This is a genomic window from Microcoleus sp. D2_18a_B4, from assembly GCF_036702475.1.
Lineage (GTDB): Bacteria > Cyanobacteriota > Cyanobacteriia > Cyanobacteriales > Microcoleaceae > Microcoleus.
This window is the reverse complement of record NZ_JAUBTL010000026.1, coordinates 52,405-76,206: the sequence shown is the minus strand read 5'-3', so window position 1 is coordinate 76,206 and position 23,802 is coordinate 52,405. Positions and strand designations below refer to the sequence as shown.

Annotated in this window: 19 protein-coding genes, 1 tRNA gene and 1 pseudogene; 12 read left to right on the top strand and 9 right to left on the bottom strand. The window is 45.4% G+C overall.

The features are described from left to right. The first annotated feature begins 224 nt into the window (after positions 1-224). Positions 225-656: a hypothetical protein gene (locus tag QUB04_RS16715; protein WP_333285968.1), complete on the top strand. Its 432-nt coding sequence runs from the start codon at positions 225-227 to the stop codon at positions 654-656. A 20-nt stretch (positions 657-676) separates the two neighbouring features. On the opposite strand, the gene QUB04_RS16710 is transcribed toward QUB04_RS16715, so the two are convergent. After that, positions 677-2,032, bottom strand: a complete 1,356-nt coding sequence (locus QUB04_RS16710; protein ID WP_333285966.1) for an NB-ARC domain-containing protein — start codon at positions 2,030-2,032, stop codon at positions 677-679. 487 nt (positions 2,033-2,519) lie between these two features. Between QUB04_RS16710 and QUB04_RS16705 the strand changes: the two genes are divergently transcribed. Genes QUB04_RS16705 through QUB04_RS16695 form a run of 3 tightly spaced genes read left to right on the top strand, consistent with a single transcriptional unit; the run spans position 2,520 to position 4,115 of the window. After that, positions 2,520-2,969, top strand: coding sequence for a hypothetical protein (locus QUB04_RS16705; RefSeq protein ID WP_333285964.1), 450 nt, complete (start codon positions 2,520-2,522; stop codon positions 2,967-2,969). Between the two features lie 45 nt (positions 2,970-3,014). After that, entirely contained in the window at positions 3,015-3,569 is a 555-nt protein-coding gene (locus QUB04_RS16700; RefSeq protein WP_333285962.1) for a hypothetical protein, read from the top strand. Between the two features lie 51 nt (positions 3,570-3,620). After that, the gene (locus tag QUB04_RS16695) at positions 3,621-4,115 is read left to right on the top strand and encodes a DUF433 domain-containing protein (RefSeq protein ID WP_333285960.1); all 495 of its coding nucleotides are present in this window, start codon (positions 3,621-3,623) and stop codon (positions 4,113-4,115) included. 120 nt (positions 4,116-4,235) lie between these two features. On the opposite strand, the gene QUB04_RS16690 is transcribed toward QUB04_RS16695, so the two are convergent. The 3 genes from QUB04_RS16690 to QUB04_RS16680 all read right to left on the bottom strand — a co-directional run bounded on the left by QUB04_RS16690 (position 4,236) and on the right by QUB04_RS16680 (position 6,166). After that, the gene (locus QUB04_RS16690) at positions 4,236-4,640 is read right to left on the bottom strand and encodes a type II toxin-antitoxin system VapC family toxin (protein ID WP_333055052.1); all 405 of its coding nucleotides are present in this window, start codon (positions 4,638-4,640) and stop codon (positions 4,236-4,238) included. Next, entirely contained in the window at positions 4,640-4,864 is a 225-nt protein-coding gene (locus QUB04_RS16685; RefSeq protein ID WP_333285958.1) for a DUF2281 domain-containing protein, read from the bottom strand. Before QUB04_RS16685 ends, QUB04_RS16690 begins: the two co-directional genes overlap by 1 nt. A 144-nt stretch (positions 4,865-5,008) precedes the next feature. Further along, positions 5,009-6,166, bottom strand: a complete 1,158-nt coding sequence (locus QUB04_RS16680) for an aminotransferase class V-fold PLP-dependent enzyme (protein WP_333285956.1) — start codon at positions 6,164-6,166, stop codon at positions 5,009-5,011. Positions 6,167-6,261: 95 nt separating this feature from the next. Between QUB04_RS16680 and QUB04_RS16675 the strand changes: the two genes are divergently transcribed. The 4 genes from QUB04_RS16675 to QUB04_RS16660 all read left to right on the top strand — a co-directional run bounded on the left by QUB04_RS16675 (position 6,262) and on the right by QUB04_RS16660 (position 11,007). Further along, positions 6,262-8,070 carry a TM0106 family RecB-like putative nuclease gene (locus QUB04_RS16675; protein ID WP_333285954.1) on the top strand — a complete coding sequence of 603 codons (1,809 nt, stop codon included), beginning with the start codon at positions 6,262-6,264 and terminating at the stop codon, positions 8,068-8,070. Between the two features lie 88 nt (positions 8,071-8,158). Next, positions 8,159-9,286: an esterase-like activity of phytase family protein gene (locus QUB04_RS16670; protein ID WP_333285952.1), complete on the top strand. Its 1,128-nt coding sequence runs from the start codon at positions 8,159-8,161 to the stop codon at positions 9,284-9,286. A gap of 56 nt (positions 9,287-9,342) precedes the next feature. Continuing rightward, positions 9,343-9,416, top strand: a tRNA-Asp gene (locus tag QUB04_RS16665). A gap of 445 nt (positions 9,417-9,861) precedes the next feature. Beyond that, a complete protein-coding gene (locus tag QUB04_RS16660; protein WP_333285950.1) occupies positions 9,862-11,007 on the top strand; it encodes a GTPase in 1,146 nt (381 codons plus the stop codon). Between the two features lie 148 nt (positions 11,008-11,155). On the opposite strand, the gene QUB04_RS16655 is transcribed toward QUB04_RS16660, so the two are convergent. Then, entirely contained in the window at positions 11,156-11,365 is a 210-nt protein-coding gene (locus QUB04_RS16655) for a hypothetical protein (RefSeq protein ID WP_006632034.1), read from the bottom strand. 97 nt (positions 11,366-11,462) lie between these two features. Next, complete coding sequence (locus tag QUB04_RS16650) at positions 11,463-12,011, bottom strand: DUF393 domain-containing protein (RefSeq protein ID WP_333285948.1); 549 nt, start codon at positions 12,009-12,011, stop codon at positions 11,463-11,465. Between the two features lie 50 nt (positions 12,012-12,061). Between QUB04_RS16650 and QUB04_RS16645 the strand changes: the two genes are divergently transcribed. The 3 genes and pseudogenes from QUB04_RS16645 to QUB04_RS16635 all read left to right on the top strand — a co-directional run bounded on the left by QUB04_RS16645 (position 12,062) and on the right by QUB04_RS16635 (position 14,587). Further along, the gene (locus QUB04_RS16645; protein ID WP_333285945.1) at positions 12,062-12,217 is read left to right on the top strand and encodes a hypothetical protein; all 156 of its coding nucleotides are present in this window, start codon (positions 12,062-12,064) and stop codon (positions 12,215-12,217) included. Positions 12,218-12,307: 90 nt separating this feature from the next. After that, positions 12,308-13,750, top strand: a pseudogene (gene gltX / locus QUB04_RS16640) (glutamate--tRNA ligase); the annotation flags it as partial. Between the two features lie 402 nt (positions 13,751-14,152). Beyond that, complete coding sequence (locus QUB04_RS16635; RefSeq protein WP_333141683.1) at positions 14,153-14,587, top strand: CAAD domain-containing protein; 435 nt, start codon at positions 14,153-14,155, stop codon at positions 14,585-14,587. Positions 14,588-14,890: 303 nt separating this feature from the next. Here the strand turns inward: QUB04_RS16635 and QUB04_RS16630 are convergent, their stop codons facing one another. From QUB04_RS16630 to QUB04_RS16620, 3 genes are all read right to left on the bottom strand, one after another. Then, on the bottom strand, positions 14,891-18,547 hold the full coding sequence (locus QUB04_RS16630; RefSeq protein ID WP_333285944.1) for a CHAT domain-containing tetratricopeptide repeat protein: 3,657 nt from the start codon (positions 18,545-18,547) through the stop codon (positions 14,891-14,893). Between the two features lie 40 nt (positions 18,548-18,587). Further along, positions 18,588-19,958, bottom strand: coding sequence for an RNA-guided endonuclease TnpB family protein (locus tag QUB04_RS16625; RefSeq protein WP_333285942.1), 1,371 nt, complete (start codon positions 19,956-19,958; stop codon positions 18,588-18,590). 827 nt (positions 19,959-20,785) lie between these two features. Continuing rightward, positions 20,786-22,057 (bottom strand): aspartate aminotransferase family protein, encoded by a 1,272-nt coding sequence (locus QUB04_RS16620; RefSeq protein WP_333285940.1) that lies wholly within the window; start codon positions 22,055-22,057, stop codon positions 20,786-20,788. 128 nt (positions 22,058-22,185) lie between these two features. Between QUB04_RS16620 and QUB04_RS16615 the strand changes: the two genes are divergently transcribed. Further along, positions 22,186-23,463: a ribulose bisphosphate carboxylase small subunit gene (locus tag QUB04_RS16615; RefSeq protein ID WP_333285938.1), complete on the top strand. Its 1,278-nt coding sequence runs from the start codon at positions 22,186-22,188 to the stop codon at positions 23,461-23,463. Positions 23,464-23,802: the final 339 nt, after the last annotated feature.

The following is a 23,802-nucleotide window of genomic DNA, read 5'->3' as shown; positions in this document are numbered from 1 at the left end:
AACATTAATGCCGATCATCAGCGCCGATGTAAAAAAAATATGTTAAAGTTATCCAAATTCAATCACAGTAAGCTTCTCAGCAAATTGTGCTAGGACAAAGCCCCATATCCTGCCGATGATCGGCAGTTTAGAGCTAAGTAGGCAAAATGCCTAACCCCAGATTCGGGGTTTTCAGTACGGAAGGCAAAGTCGATGGTTAGGACTAAAACACCAAAAATTCTGTTATGTCTAAAAATTGTTATTTGACTGGCAAAGGGCTGCAAAAAGTACAAACTGCTTTAAGGAAATTGTCTCAAGGTTATAGTCAGGAAAATTGTTTAAAATCAGTGAACAAGCCGTTTCCTGAAAATGTGAACCTTTCAAAATTAGAATCTATGGTTAGACAGCAGCGTGAAACACTCAAAAAAATACTCTATAGGACACATCCTGTTAATAAAAAAAGTCTGGATGATCTGTTTACTGCTCTTTCTATAGACCTAGAAGAAAGTGATTATGAAAACCGTGGTCGTGACCCTAAAAATGCAACCTCTACTAACCAAAGGACAAACGCAAACACCCACAAAGCTCCAGGAGAGCAAGTCACGCAGGTGATTGCATCAGAGAATGGTATCCCTAAAGTCATTAGGAGAAGCAGTCAGAACAGGAGAAATTTATAGATTAATTATTCTATGCACCGCTAAGGCTCTAGAGCATCGGTTGTATTGCCAGATTTGATAGATTTGGTAATGTACTTTTGCACCACAGGTTGTACACCAAAAAGTAATTCACTGCCTTTTGTGCTTTTTTCTATTAAGGCTCGCCATCCTAAAGATTCTAAAGCTTGTATAACATCTGCTATATCTGCTTTTGACTGAAACTCTTCTTGCAATTGTTTTAATGAAATAGGATAGTGATAATTCGCTATATAGCATATAAGGTTATTTTCTAAAATTGATAATGCTTGGAACTGCTCATCCAATATTTTTTGAAACCCCGGCATGATTGTTATTGTGCCGAGTTGTAAATACTCAGAAACTTTACCATTAAATAGGCTTTTAATTGTCTTGGCAACTAGCTTTAATCCCAAGGGATTGCCTCGATATAGTTGAATGAGTTCACTCCATTTGTCCTGGTCAGATAAAGATTCTTCTTTGAAGATTTCCGATGTTGTTTCTACCGTTAACCCATCCAATTTTAATGAACGAACAGGTCTTATGGGGCCTTCTAGCAATGCAATCTCTCTAAATCGTTGCCGACTGATTAGGACTAAGCAACTTTGATGAGATACTTCTCCTACCCGTCTGATCAGATCGCCATACCCTTCGTAGCCCTCTTTATATTGTTCATATAGATGCCCAGGTTCGAGAATCAACTCAGCATTATCGAGTACCAACAGACACCGATGCGATCGCAAATACTGGATCAGGATTGAGAGGAGATTAGCTGCATCTTCAGGCAAATTAGTGAGTTCCTGATTGGAGAGAAATTTGATCGAGTTTGCTAAAAACTCTGTGACAGGTGGGGCATAATGAAGACTTCGCCAGATGACGTACTGAAACTCATCCTTAATCTGTTTTGTCAGTTCCACAGACAGAGCAGTTTTGCCCATCCCACCCATGCCCAATATTGCCACCAGTCGGCAGCCATCCTTCACAATCCATTGGTGTAGGGTTGCCACTTCCTCAGTGCGTCCATAGAAAACGGGTACATCTGGTGCTTCACCCCAGTCTTGGGCCGAGATGGCGATCTGCTCATCATGCTCCACTTTCACTTGGGACAGCGGGATTGATTGGAATCGCGATCGCTGCTCCAGCACGGTTCTCAAATTAATTTTTGCGACTTTTTCCCCTAATACTGATGATAGTTGGTTCCACAACTGAGCAGCAACGCTCTTGACGTAAGTTGGATTATATAGTTTTTCATCAGCAATGCGCTCATACGGTTTACCTTCCCAACAGCCAAGAACTATAGCTTGTTGCAAATCCGTCAGGTGTGTTCCTGTGTGGGCGCAGATTAACTCATCAGTGATTCTTAAGGCTTCCTGAACGTCCATTGCTTAAGGAGGAGTCTAGTTTTCACAGTCATCTTACCATGATCTTACTTTTATTACCATATTCTTACCTAGTTACACTACTTTTTCTTACTGACAAGTTTAATTTGTGGCAGTATTATCGTAAATAACCCCAGGGTAAACGCATCTAGTTACCAAAAAATATTTGAAAGCCCTAGTTCTCGTTAAAGTGGGGTTTAGATAGGAGAAGATTATCAATAAGATTTATTAATGATAATACGCTTGGCTTAATCTCATTAAATTCAAACGGTATATCAAGGCTTTCAGCCGCTGATTATTCTTCTCAAACTAGATGCGTTGATCGACATGGCAATGAATACCCCTGTCCTTAAGTAATCAAATTATAATTAAGTAAGCTTTAATCAAAAGCCAAAATATGCAATTTAAATGTACAACAGCTTATGTATTTTGCATAAACATATAAAACTCCCCTGATATATCAATAGAAAGCCAAAAGAGGAAGCCAAAAGTGTATAACACCTCCACTAGGGCTCGTTGTGAGCATTATTACAAACCTGTTTTAGGAACGGTCAAAAAGGCGATCGCTCCGAATTTGTCTGTAAAAGTCAATGTTCAAGGTACTAACTGGCAACTAAGGGTCGTCTCATCTGCTGACATTAATGGAGCAAATGGAGCTTTTGATCACACTACAAATACTATTTATTTATCAAGGGAATTTCTGATCCAAAATGCCAATAACCTACAGGCAACACTAAGTGTTCTGTTGCAAGAGATTCGCTTACCTGATGTCATCAAAAGACATCGCTATAGATTCACTGCTAGTGAGATAGAAGAGTTCGGGTCTGATTGCCAAGAGCCTTTACCGAAAGTCGTTCTCTCAGCGATTGGCATTAAAAGACATCGCTATAGATTCACAGCTAGCGAAATAGAAGAGTTTGAACCTGATTTGAAGCTATAATACTCCAATTCATCAGATAAAATGGTTGGAGTCTACTATTGAATTATGCGTACTATTCCAAGTTCAGCCATGCCTGAGCCATTACGCCAAATTTTGGCTGAACTAGAAAGCAAGGGATATGAGTTTACCTGCTATCAAAAGAAAAATGGTGAAACCTTCATTCAATTTTGGGCTGAAGTAGAAATCATAGATACTGATGAAGTCGAGCATTGTGATACCGTTATTTATATTAAAAGAGTTGTAAGTTTAAAACCGCCTCGTGATTCAGATTACGCAATTTTTGCTACCTTCATCTGTCATGGGATAGAGGGAAACAGAGCTGAATCTTTCAATAGAGCGGTTGATACTCTCAACTACAAAGACTTACTAGGAAAGTTTGTGCGCGACTGCGATGATGGGGTTCGCTATGTTTTGTGCTTTACCAATGAGGGTGAAAGCTTCCTGCCTTCAGAAGATAAATCTGAATCTCAGGATATATTGTATGTTACTAATCATTGTGTGACTCACCTGACTTCAGAAGTGGTGGAAGCCCGTCTTGAATATCATGCTAGGACGAAAACTAAAGTTTTTCCAACATTTGAAAAAATGAGAAACTTTTAAACTTAACTACCGCCCCATATGTAATCTTATTAGCAAACGGAAGTTGTATCAATGACATCCTACCTCTTAAACTTACCCGTTCAACTACAGCAAGAAGCTGAAAAATTAGCAACACTCCAAGGCATTTCCCTCGATCAGTTTATTCTCTGGGCTGTAGCCGAAAAAGTGGCAACCCTCAACCAGCGGAATGACGATCGCGCTTTTCCTGAAATCACCTATGTGCGCGGCGCTAGCGGCGAATTCGTCCCCGTTTTGCGCGGCACTCGCTTGCGCGTGCAAACAGTAGTTATTGCAGCCCATAAATGGGGTTTTTCGCCAAACCAAATTGCCGCTGAGTATGATTTAAGTGAAGCTCAAGTAAACGAAGTTCTCGCCTTTTATGCAGCCCACCGTCAGGAACTAGACGCCTCTATTGCCGCCGAACAAATTATCGAGCAGAACGCTTGTCGGCGGTATTCCCTTGAGGAGTGGGTTGAGGCGATCGCGCCTGAGAATCTTCATAATGAGATTGATAGTGGAGTTGCTGTGGGTAACGAAGTTGGGTGACACAATATTGCTATTTGTATGGTGCGTCGCTGTGAAATTTTCCTGCTAGTTGAAATAGCTACCGGGAGCGACGCACCCGAAGGTATTACTGTAGGGAACGAAGAAAGTTTCCTGTCCTACTCACCAAATTGTTTGAATAGTAGTTAACGCTTGAATTTTTGCGTCGCGGGTGACTAACGGAAGACTCAAAGATAAAGCAGTGGCGGCAATAATCCTGTCTGGCATATCAGGAACCGTTGCCCTGTCAATTTGTTGAATAGTTGCCGAGATATTGCGATCCAAAGGTGCTAGCAAAATCCCCACATTTGGATCGTCCGCAGCATTTAAAACTCGTGTCAGCACTTCGCCTGCCAAACGCCCTCGCTCAATCAAGTAAGCAATTTCTACAATTGAAATTGCCGAAAAGTAGATAAAATTTCCCTCGTTAACCGCTTGTTCTAATGCTATTAATGCTGCTGGCGACAATCTTGGTAGTTCAAAAATGTACCAAATTAGGGTATGGGTATCTGCTACGACTGAGGGCATCAAACAATCTCCCTGGGAAAATTTCCCCACATTTCTTGTCGGGCTTGGGCGATGTCTTCTTCCGTAATATCTACTTTTAAGTCAGCACACAAGCCTTTGACACTTTTTAGCGGTCGTTTGACAATACTTTTTTGTTGAAGAAACTCAGCAAAATCTAAAACTTCTTGCTGCCTCTCTGGTGGCAATTCCCGCAACTTATCTAAAACTGCTTGCTCTAAATTCATGGTTGATTTTCCTCCGCGATTTATCCCAAATAATCTTCACGTCTTTGATTAGCAAATCTCCTTTTTTATCAAGATGATTATTGTAACACAAGTATCTTGATTTGTGTGGTGGCGGTTTTAACAGCCGACTCTTATCAGGAATTTTTAACTAACTTGACGCAAAATACCCTCAACTAACTTATCAATCTCCGCCTCCGTGGTAAAATAGTGAACACAAGCCCGCACACAATCAGGATTAAGAATAGTCCTTACCATAATTCCCTGTTTCTCCAACAAATTGACCAGCTTGTTGTGCGGCATCCCGTTAGTTAATCGAAAGGAAACCAAACCAGCTTCCGGCGCAGATTTCCGCAAACATTCCACATCGGGAAGTTCTGACAAACGCTCCCAGAGATACTTACTTAAACGGCAAATTTCTGCATACCTTTCCTCGATCGTACCCCATTCATGTTGCAGGGCGATCGCACTCCGCAAACCCCCATACAAAGGATAAGCCGAAGTCGCAATTTCATAGCGCTGCGATCCAGACTTCCAGCCAAGGACTTTAGCATTAGCATCCGTCACAATTCCCCGCCAACCGATAAACACCGGATGCAAATCAGCCAAAGCTTCCGCACTCACATAAAGTCCCCCCAAACCCTCCGGGCCACACCACCATTTGTGACCAGTAAAAGCATAAAAGTCAACCCCGGCTTCAATCAAATTTAAAGGCAAAACCCCCACAGATTGAGCCGCATCAACTAACACTTTGACTCCTGTTTGATGACACACTTTCACAATCTCAGTCAGAGGCAAAACTTGGCCAGTATTCCACAAAATGTGACTGATAACCAACAAGCGAGTATTTGGCCGCAAATTATCAGCAATCACCGCCACCGGATCGCCTTCATTCAAAGTAGCCGCCAACGGACAAATCGAAACCTCAATGTTGAAACGGCGCTGAAGTTCCATTACACTAGCTACAATGCCGGGGTGTTCGCAATCAGAAAGCAGCAAATGGTCGCCTGCTTTCCAGTCAATGCCCCACAGCGCAATATTGCAGCCGACGGTGACATCTTCAGTTAGGGCAATGGTTTCAGGAGGTACGGTCAACTCAGATGCGATCGCACGTCGCGTCAGCATCGCCTCCTGAACCACCCAAGCCCCCACCTCCCCCGAAAACGGCCCCCCAAGCTGCACCCGTTTGTAAGCCTCATAAATCGCCTCTAAAGCAGGCTCAGGCAGCGGCCCTTGTCCGCCGTAGTTAAAATAAGCTTTATTGGCCAAAGCTGGGAATTGTTGCCGGTGATTGTCCTTTGTCATTTTTTTTGGGGAATTATTGATAGCGTTAATATTGAATAAGTAATGCTGTGAATTTTATACCTTTTGCCTGATACTCTATGCCTTGCGAATACTAAATGTTAATAACTGACAAACTGCTACTTTCCTATCAACGATGCCATCTCCGAGCATTTTTAGATACCTGCGGAGACTGGAAACAACTAGACCCTCCCAGCGACTTTCTGCTGAAACTGATGCGCGACAGCGCGGCATACCAGCAGCAAGCTTTGGAAGACGAGACTTACCAACAACCATATTATCCTAGAGGGGATTGGGAAGCCGGCGCGGCCGCTACATTGAGTTTAATGCAGCAAGGGGTCGATCGCATTTACCGAGGAGTTCTGATCCAGGGCGAATTCTGCCAAACCAACGGCGCAACAACTTCTCTGGTAGGAATTGACAGTCAATATTTCCCAGAATTTGGCGAAATCCCCGAAACTCCCGTTCATCTTTCATCCTCCAATCTTCACTCTTCAAACATTACCCTGATCAGCCGCCCCCATTTATTAATCAAACAGCCGGGACAATCAAAATTTGGCAATTGGAGTTATATTACTGCGGATATTTGGCTTAGCAAGCGACCAAAACAAGAGTATCAAATTATCGCAGCTTTTCACGCCCAAGTTTTAGCTTCTGTACAGGAAACAAAGCCCGATACTGCGTGGCTGATGCTGCGAAAAAAAGGGTGGTGGCAGGTGAATCTAGACCAGCGAACTCCTCAGATGTTCGAGATTTTAGATGATTGCATTCAGATGATAGAAAATCGGGATAAACCCGAGGTGTTCATTTCCCGGCAAAAGTGCAATCTTTGCGGTTGGTATACTATCTGTCACGCCGAAGCCGAATCTATTAAACATCTTTCCTTATTGCCGGGAGTTACTGCCAGCCGCTATGCTAGACTAAAAACTCTGGGAATTACTGATGTAGAAGCTCTCGCTAATGCTAGTTCCGAACTGCTGGCTGAGTATCCAGAATTCCCGGACAGAGTTGCTTTTGATGTGGTGCAGCAAGCTCAATCGCACTTGCTAAATCAACCGCTGTTGCGGGAAGAAGGAAGAAGGAAGAAGGAAGAAGGAAGAAGGGAAGAAGGAAGGCACGACACGGATTTTGACACGGATACACGGATTAACTATCGAGAAGAAGGTAGAAGTGAGAATTCAGAAGAACTTAACTCATCTGAAATCGTACCAGATAATGCAGACAATATCTTGAATGACATCGCAGTTGAGGAAGTAAAAATTAGAGAAAATAAGCCTGCGACATCTTCTATACCTGCGCCAATTCTCCGCAAGAAACCAATTCCCTATTCCCAATCTGTCTTTTTGCCGATCGCCCCAATCGAACTCTACTTTGATATTGAAGCGGAACCAGAGTTAAACTTGGATTACCTCCACGGAGTCTTAGTTGTTGACAGGTACAACAATACGGAAAAATTCCACGGTTTTTTAGCAGAATCAGCAGCAGAGGAAGGTGCAATCTGGCAGCAATTTTTAGAATTAATGTGGGCTTATCCCATTGCTCCGATTTTCCATTTTTGCGACTACGAAGTCAAGACTTTTAAGCGACTGGCTAAACTTTACAATACTCCAGCTTATTTGTGGAAACCGGTGCTGAAACGGTTTGTAGATATTCACAAACAAGTGACGCAAAAGGCGATTATGCCGGTGGAAAGTTACGCACTCAAACCAATTGCCCGCTGGCTGGGTTTTGATTGGCGAGATGCTAAGGCGAATGGTGCTCAGTGCGTCTGCTGGTACGACGATTGGCTCAAAACTGGCGATCGATCGCTCTTGGAGGCGATCGTCCGTTACAATGAGGACGACTGTCGTGCTACTTATGTGGTTAAAGATTGGTTGACCAATTTTTTGCTGAATCATGAGCCGTGATTTTTAGATTTAACGAACCGCGAAGACGCGAAGGGCGCGAAGGAAGAAAGGGAAGAGGAAGATAGGTAGTAATGTATTTATTTGTAAAATGCGAAAGCTAGGAAAAGCAACTATATTTATTGTCTGTTTTTTGATGGCAGCAACTGTTGCTATTTGGGTAAACCAGTCAGCCAAATCTTTCGCCGTTACCAAAATAGATTTTATCGGCAGAGCAATATTTCCTACAGGTTCTCCGTTTCAGGGGACGGAAATTGGCGGACTATCGAGCATTACTTATGATGCCGAAAAACAAGTTTATTATGCCATTTCTGATGACCGCAGCAGCAAGGCTCCGGCGCGCTTCTATACTCTCAAAATTAACTTGCAATCTGGTAAAGTGGAAAAAGAGCAAATAACTTTTACTGGTGTCACTACTTTATTAGATGAAAACGGCAAAGGTTTTCCTGAATTAAGTTTAGATCCCGAAGGGATAGCTTTTACTGGCAATAGCGTGTTTGTTTCTTCTGAGGGAGATGTCGATCGCCAAATAAATCCTTTTATCAAAGAGTTCTCCCTCAATGGTAAACTCCTGAAAACGCTGGCAATTCCTGAACTATTTTTGCCGGACGACAAGGGCACTAAAGGCATCCGCAACAATCTATCATTTGAAAGTTTAACTTTAACGCCCGATCGCAAATACCTATTTACAGCTACCGAAAACGCCTTGGTTCAAGATGGCGCCGTAGCTTCCCTGGAAACCGGGAGTCCGTGCCGGATTTTGCGCTACGATGCGGTGAGCGGCAATCCAGAAGCATCGTTTCTCTACATCACCGAACCGCTACCGGCTGGTGCGAATCCTGTGGGAAAATTAACTAGCAACGGTTTAGTGGATTTGTTGGCGATCGACGATAACCGCTTGCTGAGTTTAGAGCGTGCTTTCTCCCTGGAAACCGGCACAACTATCAGAATTTTTGAGATTTCTCTGGAAAAGGGCGATCGTATTGAAGCACTCGAAAGCCTCAAAAGCCGTCTCAGCGAGGTTTCTCCCGCTCAAAAACGCCTGCTGCTGGATTTGGAAACGCTGAAAATTCCCCTAGACAACATTGAGGGGTTGACATTTGGCCCCGTCTTGGCGGATGCTAGCAGAGGTCTGATTTTGGTGAGCGACAACAACTTCAGTCCGCTGCAAGAGACTCAGATTTTGGGCTTCCAAATAAAAGTTCAAAAAACCTCTTGACAAAAGGTGAAGTTATAGGCATAATAGAAATTGTGCCTGAAAAAACGGCAAAACGAGGGACAGTAGTTCAATTGGTTAGAGCACCGCCCTGTCACGGCGGAAGTTGCGGGTTCGAGCCCCGTCTGTCCCGTTCAAAATAGAAAATGTTCAGATTGCTGAAAAAAGCTATCGCAATTTCTTATTGATTATAAATTAATGGGTAGTTGAACATTTTACTACTCAATAAATGGGTAGAGATACGGAAGTCTCTGGATATCATCTCAAATCAGGTGACATCTGGAGACTTTCCGTATGTCATCGGCTTACAGAAACAGCCTTGGACGCATCAAAACCATAGCAACGGGGTTTTGGCCGTTGAGGCGGGCTGTAACGAATTATTCTCGCAAAAAAACCCGGTTTCTGGCCATCCGGGATTCCACTACTAAGAAAGAGTTGCGGAAACTTGATGTTATATTTTAGTTGTTGGTATATGGATTACCTAAATTTTAGCTAGATAACGGGTTGATTAGGAGAATGTTTACCAAAACCCATTTATAGCAATCATTTGCGTAAACGATATTAGAGGAGTAGGGAACATGGGTGACTCAGCCTTCGACGGGTTAGACGAAAAGAGCTTTTTTGACCGGGTACAAGCGAAATTTGTGGAAAAAGCACCTGATTTATCGCAATCTCTCAACATTGCGATTATCGGCAAGGTAAGTGCGGGCAAAAGTTCACTCATTAATGCTTTGTTGAAACTGAGCCGAAGAAAAGCTTTAGAAATTGCCAAGGTAGGAGCTGTTTCGGGCGTTACTAAAGATTTAACAATTTTAAAACTTGATGAAAAGGTTTATTTAATTGACTCACCAGGTCTTGACGATGTGCGTGCAGAGAATAGTGAAGTCACCAAGAATTTTTTGAGGCATATTGATGTTGGCATATTTGTAGTAACTGGTTCATCAGATGCTTCACAAAAGAAAACCCTAGATGACTTGAGGCAGCATTGTGATTCATTGTTTGTCGTTCTTAACAAAATTGATGAGTGGGATGATCTCGATCCAACGGTTGTAGACGATGTAGTCAATCAGTGGAAAAACGATTTAAAGGTAGACAAGATTTATCCAACTTGTACGAAGGGTTACGATCCTAAAAGCCGTAATCCCAAGATGGATATTAGAGGAGTTTTCCCACTACGCAGTGAGATCGAGGCATTTCTTGAAAAAAAAGGAAAAGACCTGCTGCTGGCAAGACACATGGCTGAAAAGCAGTCTTATGCAGTCAAAATAATTGCGGTAGCTTTGATAGCAGTGGCAGGTCAAGCATTGATTCCGGGCAGCGCAGTATTTATTACCGCAACCCAGGCAGTTGCCATAGGGTCTTTACATTACTTATACACTGGCAAACTTTTGTCTCCTCAAGCTGCGCTTGCTATTTTGCCAACATTTTTAGATGAAACAGTGACTTCCAGCCTCTTTTTGTTTGTTAAATCCTTTTTTCCACCTACAGGTATTTTTGATGTGGCGGCGGCTGGGGTTGCAGTTATTCTCACTCTTGCAGTATTGGCAACCGTTAATTATATTCTTTCTAGTGATGCTAAGCTTGAGCAGGAAGAGCTTCTACGTTCAAAATTTAGAAGCTACCATCAACAAGCTAAAGATGTGTTGAGGGATTTAGCATTGACTGACATACGCGATCTGCCTGGAGCGATAGTGCTTGTTAGCAAATTTTTGGGTGGTCTCTAGTTTCCGCCTACTCCAGCGCGAAGTGGTGGCACCCACTCCACCCCCATCAACGACTCCTAATATTCCTTGCCCTTTCCTAGAACTCTCCTCACAAGTTCCGCAAACTCTTTGCCTATAATTAAATTTAAAGATCCACTCCCAGCAGCGCTCAAAGGTGCGAGGAAATAAAGGGTCGAGCTATTTGATATGTCAAAACCAGGACGATCGGCACGAGGATCGGAATCGCCACTAGCAGTCCCCATTTGCCAAACCTAAGTTTTTGACCGTCGGATTTGAACAGGAAAATCACAGCGGCAATTCCCATAAGTATCCAGAGACCACCGAAACCCATGAAGACGGTATAGCCTGCATCTTGCATTTTTTTTGACCTTTAATAGTAGTCCATCTTTAAGGTTAGTTGCAGTTTGTTTCGAGTGACATCTTCTGATAGGCCGATCGAACTTACTAAATATGACTCATTTCGAGTTTGGTTGGCACCGGCCTTGACTTTCGCACTCGCTCCGCTGAGTTCGATCGCTCATAATAGTTGCTAAATCCGGCCTTCCCGTTAGCTTCAGCCGCCAGTCTGCCCAAATTCCGTACAGCCAATTGGCGATCGCCCCGATCGCTGGTAACTTAGTAACTGCATAAATCCATCCCATCCCTAAAATCTCGTAGGTGCGGCGAAAAACCTCCACATTTTTAATTGCCGTACCGTCGGGTAATATCGCGTGAATCCGGCCCATCGCCGTTTCGTAGTCGATTCCGCCGTGGGCCTCCGGGTTGTAGCCATCATCCGCGATATCCACAAACGACACTAAATCTCGCCCCGCGTCGCGTTTTTTCAAGAAATTAACCTCCCGCACGCACAGAGGACATTCACCGTCGTACAGCAACTCAATCTGCCAAGCAGGCGCAGCAGACGCGGGTGAGGGCGCAACAGATTCGGAAAACTCGGTTTTAGCAGCAGACATAGGGAAATATATTTTAATGTCGTCGATCGCACACAAACATTTTACAAGCATCAATAGTTATCAGGTGCGCCTTGGGTACTCCTAAAGCAGTTATTTGTGGTGTGAAAAATAGTCCCAAAGGTGAATCCAGTCTTGGCCACCCGCAAGCTATTATCATCAAGATGCCTTCTCGTGCCTTGCCGGAGACTGGCGCCGATCGCCCGATAGTCGAATATCCAACAATTCGAGGCAAAGCACCTGCCAAGCACAACTATTAAGTCGGCAACAAAATATAATAAAATTTGAAGTCTTAAACATCAGCTATTCGCCCAACCAGCAAATCGCCCAATCTAAAAGCAAAAATCTACATGAATGTCAGAGTCCGTCTAGCCCCCAGTCCCACCGGAAACCTACACATCGGTACCGCCAGAACCGCCGTATTCAACTGGCTGTTTGCCCGCAACCAAGGCGGCAAATTCATCCTGCGGGTAGAAGACACAGACGTAGAACGTTCTAAAAGCGAATACACCGATAACATCCTCGAAGGCCTCACCTGGCTGGGTATGGAGTGGGACGAAGGCCCGAGTTTTCAGTCCCAACGTCTGGAAATATACCGCCAAGCAGTCCAAACCCTTCTAGACAAAGGACTCGCCTACCGCTGCTACACCACGTCAGAAGAACTCGACGAAATGCGGGAAGCACAAAAAGCCAACAAACAAGCCCCCCGCTACGACAACCGGCACCGCAACTTGACAAGCAAACAGCGCGCAGCTTTTGAAGGCGAAGGGCGACAAGCTGTGATTCGGTTTATCATCGACGACGATCGCACGATCGCTTGGAACGACATGGTGCGCGACACCGTAACCTGGAAAGGTAGCGACCTCGGCGGCGATATGGTAATTGCCCGTGCATCCAGCGGCGGCGTCATCGGCCAACCCCTCTACAACCTCGCAGTAGTTGTCGATGACATCGACATGGGCATCACCCACGTCATCCGCGGCGAAGATCACATCGGCAATACTCCGAAACAAATATTGCTCTACGAAGCTTTGGGCGCGACAATCCCAGAATTTGCCCACACGCCGCTGATTTTAAACTCCCAAGGACAAAAGCTTTCTAAACGCGACGGCGTAACCTCGATTTCTGACTTCAAAGATATGGGCTACCTGCCCGAAGCTTTAGTTAATTACATGACTTTGCTCGGTTGGACTCCGCCGGATTCAACGCAGGAAATATTTACACTGTCGGAAGCAGCAGAATTATTTACATTCTATCGAGTCAACAAAGCCGGTGCAAAATTTGATTGGGATAAACTCAATTGGCTAAACAGTCAATATCTGCACAAAATGCCAGTGCCGCAATTGACAGATTTGCTGATACCTTATTGGTGGCAGAAAGGCGGTTATGAGTTTGACTTGGAGGCCGATCGCCCCTGGCTCGAACAAATAGCGGCTTTAATCGGCCCGAGTCTCGTTCGCTTAACCGATGCTGTGGATATGTGTAAGGTATTCTTCTCCACCACCGTGGAATACGAAGAAGAAGCACTCGCACAATTGCAGCAAACAGGGGCTGCACAGGCTTTACAAGCAGTTGTAGAAGCGATGGAAAGTCATTCATCCCTGACATCAGCGGAAGCTCAGAAAATCACTAAAAAGCTCAGTAAAGAGAAAAATCTTAACAAAGGGCTAATTATGCGATCGCTCAGAGCCGCTCTGACAGGTGCAATGCACGGCCCCGACCTGATAGAATCTTGGGTAATCCTTCACCAGCGAGGAACGGCTAAAACCCGTTTGCTTGATGCCATTAGCAACTTGAATTTGCCGGCTGTTGGTGTCGCGGACGAAACTTCTACCCCAGAACAACCAAAGGCAGAAACAGTCGCCGAAACTTCTGCTACAGAACAGTCAGCAGCGGAGGTTTCAAAAGTCGAAACACCGACTATTGAAACAATCGAAACCCCGGTTGTTGAACCATCAGCAGCAGAGGTTTCAGAAGTCGAAAAACTTGCGATCGAAACAGTCGAAACGCCGACTGTCGAACCAGCAGTGGAAGTTACAGCAGTCGAAATACCGACTTCAGAAACAGGCGAAGTGTCGGCTCTTGAACCAACCGACGGGGAGGTTGCAGCAGTCGAAATACCGGCTCTTGAAACAGTCGCAGCAGCAGTTGAAATACCTGCCGCCAACCAGCAAACAACTATTGCGAGTGGAGAAATGACTTCATCAAACGAACCAGAAACAACCGTTATCATCACCGAAATTCCTGCCGGAAATGAAGCAGACAGTTCAAGCGGTACAACAAAAGTCATAATTACCGAAGAACCGCCGAGTCAGGGCCAGCAGATCAAAGAACAAATTATCTCAATTTTGTCCGAGTTTCCCGCTTACATCGGCAGCTTTTACGAACAGTACAAAAGTCCCTTGACTGTTATCGGTGTAATTGTAGCCTCGATTGTCTCTTTGAAAGTGCTTTTGGGCGTAATAGACGAACTCAACGACATCCCCCTGCTAGCACCCACATTCGAGCTAATTGGTATCGGATACACCGTGTGGTTTGTCTACCGCTATTTGCTGCGATCGTCCAACCGGCAACAATTAGGTCAAGAAATTCAAGCATTGAAAGAACAAGTTTTCGGCAAAAAGTCCTAAACTTTTGGTGGTAATTTGTTGAATTTGTGCCCGACACTGATAACTTTAAATAAGTTGTTAGTGTCGGGTTTTTAAATGACTAATGACTGTTGACTGTTGACTGTTGACTGATGACTGTTGACTGTTAACTGTTGACTGATGACTAATGACTGTTGACTAATGACTAATGACTAATGACTAATGACTAATGACTAATGACTAATGACTAATGACTAATGACTAATGACTAATGACTGATGACTAATGACTAATGACTAATGACTGATGACTAATGACTAATGACTAATGACTAATGACTAATGACTAAACCCCAGTCGCAGTAAAAGCCGCCCAATAATAAGGATTAGCAAAAGGATAGGGTTTGCGGTTGCGGATTTGCTGCAAAGAAGCCTCCGCAATCAGGCGAGAACTTTGAGAAAGCCGATCGAACATTTGCGAAATTTGAGGTTGAAAATCCGCCAGCAACACCTCCAATTCCTCGCTAGTCAAATCCCGCAGCCACCTTTGAGCGTCCCCCAGCGCGATCGCCACATCTCCCACCTGCAACCGAGAAAACCGTCCCAGATTTTCATAAAACTTGCTCGTCAGCAGCAGCGTAGAAACATCGTTAACCTTCCAAAGACTGCTAACCACACTAGACGTGCCAGCATACAACAAACCCGCCGACAAACCCACAAAATCTCCTCCAGCACCGCTAACTCCGCCAGCGGCAATTTCGCAACCCGATAAAGTAACTAAAAAATATTGCCGAAAATCCAGATTAAAAATTTCCTCCAAACTCAGAGAATCATTCCTCAAAAACACTGCGGATTTCAGTGGCCAAGCCAAATTAAGCAAACTCAAACAAGCAAAGTGAGCGCATTTTTTATGCTGCAACTGCCCTATTTGCTGGGGCGAATTCCCATTATTAGCAGACATTTCTGGGGAAAAAGCCTCTTTAATTGCCGGCTTATGGCGCACAACTTCTGTACTGGCAAAATACTGGGAAATAGTGCCGATTTCAATGTTGCTGTAGAACGCATCTCTGGTGAAAGTTGGAATTGCCAAAAGCTGCTGCAAACCGGGTTTGTACCGACCAAGAGCCGCTCCGTGTTCACTTTGTCTCAACAGCAATAGCTGACAGCTAGGAGCATAGCGAATTCCTCCGGGAAATCGATCGATCAAATAAGCAGCAGGCGCTGCAACGTCGCCAAAAGACGAACTTTGAGAAAAATCCGAAAGGCTGTAGGTTTCCACATCAAAACCGCTGCGATCGCTCCACCCAGACCTAAAAATTCCCCCACCGTCATCAAACCCGTCTCTCCCCGCCAAAGGCAAAGCGTGGAGTGGCAAAGCGTGCAAAAATCGGTGCGGCACAAAAATCAGCCGATCGCAATTGTCGGGAATCAGCGCCACCACTCGATCGATTTCCAGCATCGTAGCCAAGCGTTTGAGGCGAGTCTGGAGATGATTGATCCAGCGACCTTTTTGTTCAGAATAAGCGGTGAGGTACTCCTGGCCCCAACTTTCGGCAGCCAAAGCATTTTCCGGCGAACACAGGTGAACGGCCGGATATTGTGCACTTTTTACCACCACAAAAGCAACCAGCAACTCCCCCAAACTCGCCCACACCACAGCAGCACAATTGTCATCAGGCAACAATTGGCGAATTTGCTCGAAAGCGATCGGTTCAACTTTGTGAGCTAGGCTGAAGAAAGGGTCATTTGCCTGCACCTCCCGCGCAATCAACCTATCAAACTGCTTCCACAATTGATTTAAGTGCATGAAGTCCGAGTTCGGCAGCAGAGAACCGCTGCTCAAACCTTGGCTATCGCCCTCAGAAATCAAGGTCGTGTTCGGCTCAGGTTCTCCCTGTTCTTGGTGCCGCTGTTCCCCCGCTATTTCCAGTTGCAGCGACTCCAACTGGCTTCGCACCCCTGCGGGAATTTCGGCTTTCGGAGTCAAGTGGCATTTAACCAGCAGTTCTACCAAATTCCGATTTTTGTGGCGTTCGGCGTATTCCAGAGCCTTAGCGTAATATTCAGGTTGGGTGGTACCGAGTTCCAGGCAAACTTGCACCAGGCATTTATAGAGTCCAGCCCAGGTGCGGGTTAATTTGACTTTTGGGGTACTCGTCTGATCGCCAAAATCGACTGTATCAACCCCAACTTCGCTACGCAAGAATTCCACAGTATCGACAGCAGCAGTAAAAACCCCGTAGGCGCGAAGCAAGTCGCCTCGAACTCGGTAAGCTTGACCCAAATAAAATAAAATTTCAGCCCAGCGGTGGGGATAGGTTTCGCGAGTGTAGACTTGGGTGGCGTTGTGATAGCAGCCGATCGCGCTTTCCATGTGGGACAAGTTTTCCCCCTCGGTCAGTTGCGAATAAGCCCTGCCGAGATAAATTTGCAGCATGGCCCAGCGGTTGGGATATGCCTGCCTGGTGTAGACTTCGCCCGCATTTTGATAGCAGGCGATCGCGCTTTTGAGGTTGCGGTTTTTTTCCCCTTTCAGGTGTTCGCAGAAAGCGCGGCCGAGGTAGGCACACAGCATTGCCCAACGTTCGGGAGTTTTTTGGCGGTTGCAAAACAGCAAAGCATTTTGATAGCAGGCGATCGCCATTTCCATATTTTCGGCTTTTTCCCCTTTCACCCGCCGACTGTAGATCCTACCGAGGTAAGTTTGGATCGAAGCCCAGGCTTCGGGAAATTTGATGCGGGTGTAGACTTGTAAAGCATTTTGATAGCAGAGGAGCGCCATTTCCAGATTTTCCACCGGATCGCCTTTGATGCGATCGACAAACACCCGGCCCAAATTCCTTTGAGTCGTCGCCCACTGCAGCGGAAAAGCTTCCCGAGTCCGCACCTGCAAAGCTCTCTGATAGCACGTAACCGCGTATTCGAGATTTTCAGCTCGGTTGCCCTGCAGCAACTCGCAGTAAGCATTTGCCAAATTATTTTGAGTTGTGGCCCAACGCCGGGGAAACACCTTGCGGTTGTAGACTTGCAAAGCATTGTGGTAGCAAGCGACTGCCAGTTCCAGATTTTGGGCTCGGTTGCCCCGCAGCCGGCGGCTGTAAGCACGGCCGAGATTGTTTTGAGTGCTCGCCCACTCTTCCCCGAAAGCCTCGCGGCTGCGAACTCGCAGGGCATTTTCAAAGCAGGCGATCGCCTGTTCTAGATTGTCTGCCGGATCTCCCCTGAGACGCTCGCTGTAAGCGTTGCCCAGATTATTTTGCAGCGTCGCCCACTGTTCCGGGTACTGTTCGGGCGTGCGTACTTGTAGGGCATTTTCAAAGCAAGCGATGGCCTGTTCGATATTTTGAGCCTTATCACCTCTGGGGCGATCGGTGTAAGCGTTGCCCAGATTGTTTTGCATCACCGCCCATTCTTGGGGAAAGTCTTTGCGGGTAAACACCTTAGCAACTGTTTCGTAACCGGCAATTTCGATTTCCAAGTTATGAGCCTTGCTGCCGAGGGGAAACCGCCCAATTTTGTTGCTCAGATTGCCGATTAAGGCTGCAATGCGCCTAGTCTCTGATTCTTTGGCAGCAGAGAACACCAAATTGGCCCAGTGGCGCAGCAGTTCTGCGAAATTCTGGTCGAGTTTGTCTAAATTGTTTCTCAGCAGCGAGTACAGGTGCTGCGAATCAGCGTCGCGCGCGACTGCTTGCAATACTTCTGCTAAAAAAGCCAGATATGCTGCTCCGGTTGCAGGCAATTTATAATTCCCCTTTGCAGATTCTAAGGGTGCGATCGCCCTTTGGAAAAATTTTGCAGCTTTCAGCAAGCTTTCTCGCGTCAGTGCCACTTCTTCTAAATAAAGCGTTTGCACGAACTCAAAGTCGATCGACTTTGGGTTCGTCCTCAAAATCAAATCTATTCCTGAGTCCCCAGGATTTTCCAGCAGCGCTTGGAGCATATTAACATCAGTTTTGCGACGCTGTTCGTCCATCGTGCATTCCGCCAAACTATTAACCATAGGAGCGCTGCTTCCCTGCAACCAAGTGAACTACCCACCCCTAAATCGTAGTACCGAATATAGTAGGGGCTTCTGTACTCATAGGCGAGTACCAAAGCGGAGACTTTCGTCCCAGCTTTGGTCTTACCTCGCATCCTAAAGCAGAAACGGCTGAACCTTCCGCCTTTAGTATTTTGATACCTTCTGCTTTCATCTTTATCGCTGCGTTCCCCTCCCGATCGCGATCGGTAGCACAGTTAGGACAAGTCCATTCCCTCATATCTAATGGCATCTCCGTCATTTGATGGAAACAATTAGAACAGAGTTTGGAACGGGAAACCCCTCTATCAATCTCGACTAAGTTTCCGCTTTTGCGTTCCCACTTGTAGGCTAAGAAGTTGGTAAAACTTTCCCAAACCTCCTCTGATATTGCTTTCGCCAACTTGGAATTGCGAATTATGTCCCAGAAATGAAATTTTTCTACTATGACCGCGAGGCGATCGCTGACCAACTTATAACTAAGTTTATGAAGAAGAAAGTCTTGCCACGAATTTCTCAACCGTTCGCATACCTTGGTCACAGCTTTTCTATATTTGTATTCAGAATTACTTCTTTTCTGCAAGTCTGTTAACTTTTGCTGCTTGCGCTTCAAGTTCTTCTCGTGCTTGGCCAAATGCTTAGCATTAAAGTCATATTTAGATACTTTTTCATTATCGGGGACAATAGCAAAGTATTTCAATCCTAAATCACTGCCCGCAATCCTACCTTTTTTTGTTGTCTGGTTCTCAGCTTTAATTTCAGTCAGTATAGATGCAAGATATAGCAATCCTAAATGATTTGTGTAATTCTTGTAGGGGCAAAACCCACGCCCGGTTGCCCCGCCTTGGCTGGGGTAGGCACGGGGAGTAGGGGTAGCACTAACCCTACATATTTTTACAACTGATTTAGGATTGCTATATTTCCCTGAATATTTTTTACTAATAATTGAATTATGAATTTTACCCTCACTTAATCTATATCTATTTATTTTGGGTTGACTTATTTCCCTATACCGGAAAATCCTAGTCCCCTCTACAAAATTAACGTTTTCAGGATACTGAAATGACTGTTTTTTATCGGGAAATGGAAACTTATAAAACCCAGCAAATCCATCAAGAACAGATTTATAGGCAGTGGTTAACTTGAGCGTAGTAAACTGCAAAATTTTGCTATAAAACTCACCTAACCATCGACTTTTATCGATTTTTTTGAGAGTAGGTAAAAGTTTGTTTAGCCCAGAGCAGCCAAGTCCTTTACCAGTTTTTTTATAAACTTCAATTGATTTATTTAGACCATAATTAGACCACCAACGCGCACACCCAAAATTTGAAGCTACTTGTATTTGTTGATTTTGGGTAGGATACAAACGAACTTGGATAGCCTTGTGTAGCAATCAACATCACCTCCTTGGTTCTTCTATTCTCTCACAATATACAGTTGATGAACAAAGCATTACGAAAAAATTTTGTGACGAAGATTACATATTTTCTCTCTTGAAAGCGATACGCAAAAATACTTGAGGATGCAATCGTCCTCACCTGCCCTTCCCACTAAGCTGTGGAGCATTTAAACCAGTAACGAGGCTAGTAGGGTGCGTCAGCTATAACCCTTACGCTGAAACGGAAAACCTTAGATGCTGACGCACCTTACGCAAGCCCTTTAAATGCCGAACAGCTTATAACGGTACTCGGTTTAGTGGGAAGGGCGCGAAATAGTTAAACCAGGATTCACCAGTACCAACAGATACGCAGATAGCGAAACTAGCACCTACGATCGCTAATAGTATGATTTTGCGCGTGGCTCTTGAGTAAAATCCCGGTTAAAGGCGCCGTCACCCTGTGGGGGCGGGTTTCACAGGCCTTTCTAAAATTGACAAACCCGCCCCCACAGACTTGCAGCGGGACGGGTTTACTTTTACCCCGATCGGACTTAGGCTAAGGAATGAGAATTAAATAAAATCCACTTTTCCTGTTTGTTGTGGGATGGGCGTCCCGCCCGTCCTTTCTGGGCGGGCGGGACGCCCATCCCACAAGAAAAAAGGGAAATTATTTAATTGACGATCCTAAGAAACCGGGTTTCTGGGAAACTATGGGGTTTGGTAACGAGAAATCTCGAAAGAAACCCGGTTTCTGAGGAAGAGTGTGTCTTGGACTAAGTGAGTTATCTAGGATATGGCGCGACTTTCAGCGCTACAGCTAACAAAAATCAACTCAGTAGATTTTACTGTACCGCTTGAGAGCGCAACGCTGACTCCACTGCCTGCAGAGCTCGATCGACTTCAGCAGCAGTGACAATCAGCGGCGGGACAAACCTCAGCACTTTCGGCCCTGCAGGAACCAACAAAACTCCTGCAGCGATGGCAGATTTGACGATATCAGCGGATGTAAGTTCGATGTCAGCTTGCAATTCCATCCCGACAATCAAACCCCAGCCGCGCACTTCGGCAATTAAATGCGGATATGTGGCCGCCAACTTGTTGAGGCCTGCTTTCAACTGTTCCCCGCGCTGCTGCACGTTTTCTAGAAGGTTTTCCCCTTCTAAAGTTTGGCAAACGCACAAAGCGACAGCGCAAGCAAAAGGATTGCCGCCGAAAGTGCTGGCGTGACTTCCCGGTTCAAATACATCACAGGCAGATTTGCACAGCATAGCGCCGATCGGGATACCGCCGCCCAATCCTTTCGCAGACGTAAAGATATCCGGTTCAATGCCGAGGTTTTCGTAGCCCCAGTATTTGCCGCTGCGTCCCATCCCGACTTGCACTTCGTCGAGAATGAGCAAAATGCCTTTTTCGTCGCAAATTTCCCGAATGCGCTGGAAGTAGGCGATATCTCCGGGGCGAACTCCGCCTTCGCCTTGCAGCGCTTCCAGCATAATTGCAGCTACTTGGCGTTCGTCTTTGTCGAGTTGCTCGATCGCCGTTTCGATCGCACTAATATCGTTGTAGGGCACATAGTGAAATCCCGGCACCAAGGGACTAAAACCCTTCTGATATTTAGGCTGTCCCGTGGCCGTAATTGTCGCCAAAGTCCGCCCGTGGAAACTAGCAACGGCGGTAATGATTGTCGGATTCGAGATATTTAATTTTTCGTGGGCGTACTTGCGGGCGAGTTTAATTGCCGCTTCATTAGCTTCCGCGCCGGAGTTGCAAAAGAAGGCTCTGTCCCCGCAAGAATGGTCTACAAGCCACTTCGCCAGCTCGCCCTGTACGGGGATGTAATAAAGGTTAGAAACATGGTGCAGGGTCTGAATTTGCTGAGTTACCGCTGCAATCATTGCCGGGTGGGCGTGTCCCAGAGTGCAGGTAGCAATACCCGCGACAAAATCGAGATATTCGCGGCCCTCGGTATCCCAAACGCGGCAGCCGAGGCCTCGTTCTAGGGCGATCGCAAAACGCCCGTAAGTTGTCATTACATAGCTGTCGAAGCTCTCAGAACTGAAGAGACTGGCTTCGGCTTGCACGCTTGGTTCTTTTAATAAGGTTTCTGGACTCACGAATCGCTCCTTAATACATAATATGCAGACCTCGATTGTACGGTAAAAATCCAGGTTAGCGGTGCAGGCTGTTAGTTTTGTCATAAAATCATAACAGTAACAACAATTAATCCCTCACAAATCTACTGATGAGTTATTACATTTCTCCTAACTTTCTCGATAAAGTTGCGGTGCACGTCACTAAAAACTTTTTAAATTTGCCCGGAGTAAGAGTCCCCCTAATTTTAGGAATTCACGGCCGCAAAGGAGAAGGCAAAACTTTTCAAACCGAACTGGTTTTTCGGCGGATGGGCTTTGAACCGGTGATGATATCTGGTGGGGAATTAGAAAGCCCGGATGCAGGAGATCCGGCGCGTTTAATTCGCTTGCGCTACCGGGAAGCTGCGGAGCAAATTAGGGTGCGGGGTGAGATGTGCGCCATCTTTATTAACGATTTGGATGCTGGTGCTGGCAGGTTTGATACGACTACTCAATATACTGTCAATACTCAGATGGTCAATGCCACTCTGATGAATATTGCTGATAATCCAACTAATGTGCAGTTACCAGGAAGTTATGACAGCACGCCGCTGCACCGAGTGCCAATTATTGTCACGGGAAATGATTTTTCTACGCTTTACGCGCCCCTGATTCGCGACGGGCGGATGGAAAAGTTTTATTGGGAACCCAGCCGCGATGATAAAATTGGCATTGTTGGGGGAATTTTTGAGTCGGACAAATTGTCAAAAACCGATATTGTGGCGTTAGTCGATAATTTTGCAGATCAGGCGATCGACTTTTTTAGTGCTTTGCGATCGCGCATTTATGACGAACAAATCCGCGAATTCATTCATAAAGTAGGAATCGAGAGAGTTTCCAAGCGTTTGGTAAACAGTTTGGAAGCAGCCCCAGATTTCCATAACCCGAATTTCAGCCTCGCTCATTTATTAGAAATGGGCAGTTTGATGGTGGGCCAACAAAAGCGGATTAAGGAAATGCGCTTAGTAGATGAATACAACCAATCGCGGCTGTTTAACGTTCAAGGAAACCCCAATCCTCCTGCTGCTGCGCCCACGCAAAGTGAATTAAACGACCCGTCATCCAAATATTATAAGGCTTACGTTGAGCCAAGTTCTGAAGCGGGTAACGGTCATGCGGCGCGGCTGAGTTCCGAGGTATTGGAACAAGTAAAGCAGTTGTTAGCAAGAGGCTGCAAAATTGGCATGGAATATGCAGATAATCGCCGATTTAAAACTGGTTCTTGGCAAAGTTGCGCGACGATTAAAACTGCACAGGAAAAAGATGTGGTTGCATCTTTAGAAACTTGTTTGGCGGAACACGGCGGCGAATACGTCCGGCTGATTGGTATCGATCCAAAAGTCAAGCGACGGGTAGTTGAAACAATTATTCAGCGGCCGAATGGTTAAAGTTAAAGCAGTCCGCCAGGGAATGAATTCCCTGTCTAATAGCTAAAGTCCTCGCTATGAGGACTAATGAGTTTAAAAAGTTTTATTCTCATATCATGTCCGATCGAGCGATCGCGATTTTTGTAGGGGCGGGTTCACCAACAATACCTGCCAATAATTGACCATCTCAAAAACCCGCCCCGACCGGGATATTATGGTTAATCGATCGGACATGATATAATGAGTTTAAAAATTTTTATTCTCAGTCCTCTTGAGAGGACTTTAGCTTTGAGGCAGGGGTTGAAACCCCTGTCGGACTGTCGGACTATCGGTTTAATGTTAAGTTGAAACCAATCAACA

Excerpts from the sequence above, each read along its gene's own strand:
- QUB04_RS16715 (WP_333285968.1), top strand. The coding sequence starts at position 225 with ATGTCTAAAAATTGTTATTTGACTGGCAAAGGGCTGCAAAAAGTACAA.
- QUB04_RS16710 (WP_333285966.1), bottom strand. The coding sequence starts at position 2,032 with ATGGACGTTCAGGAAGCCTTAAGAATCACTGATGAGTTAATCTGCGCC.
- QUB04_RS16700 (WP_333285962.1), top strand. The coding sequence starts at position 3,015 with ATGCGTACTATTCCAAGTTCAGCCATGCCTGAGCCATTACGCCAAATT.
- QUB04_RS16695 (WP_333285960.1), top strand. The coding sequence starts at position 3,621 with ATGACATCCTACCTCTTAAACTTACCCGTTCAACTACAGCAAGAAGCT.
- QUB04_RS16690 (WP_333055052.1), bottom strand. The coding sequence starts at position 4,640 with ATGCCCTCAGTCGTAGCAGATACCCATACCCTAATTTGGTACATTTTT.
- QUB04_RS16685 (WP_333285958.1), bottom strand. The coding sequence starts at position 4,864 with ATGAATTTAGAGCAAGCAGTTTTAGATAAGTTGCGGGAATTGCCACCA.
- QUB04_RS16680 (WP_333285956.1), bottom strand. The coding sequence starts at position 6,166 with ATGACAAAGGACAATCACCGGCAACAATTCCCAGCTTTGGCCAATAAA.
- QUB04_RS16675 (WP_333285954.1), top strand. The coding sequence starts at position 6,262 with ATGTTAATAACTGACAAACTGCTACTTTCCTATCAACGATGCCATCTC.
- QUB04_RS16670 (WP_333285952.1), top strand. The coding sequence starts at position 8,159 with ATGCGAAAGCTAGGAAAAGCAACTATATTTATTGTCTGTTTTTTGATG.
- QUB04_RS16660 (WP_333285950.1), top strand. The coding sequence starts at position 9,862 with ATGGGTGACTCAGCCTTCGACGGGTTAGACGAAAAGAGCTTTTTTGAC.
- QUB04_RS16655 (WP_006632034.1), bottom strand. The coding sequence starts at position 11,365 with ATGCAAGATGCAGGCTATACCGTCTTCATGGGTTTCGGTGGTCTCTGG.
- QUB04_RS16650 (WP_333285948.1), bottom strand. The coding sequence starts at position 12,011 with ATGCTTGTAAAATGTTTGTGTGCGATCGACGACATTAAAATATATTTC.
- QUB04_RS16635 (WP_333141683.1), top strand. The coding sequence starts at position 14,153 with ATGACTTCATCAAACGAACCAGAAACAACCGTTATCATCACCGAAATT.
- QUB04_RS16630 (WP_333285944.1), bottom strand. The coding sequence starts at position 18,547 with ATGGTTAATAGTTTGGCGGAATGCACGATGGACGAACAGCGTCGCAAA.
- QUB04_RS16615 (WP_333285938.1), top strand. The coding sequence starts at position 22,186 with ATGAGTTATTACATTTCTCCTAACTTTCTCGATAAAGTTGCGGTGCAC.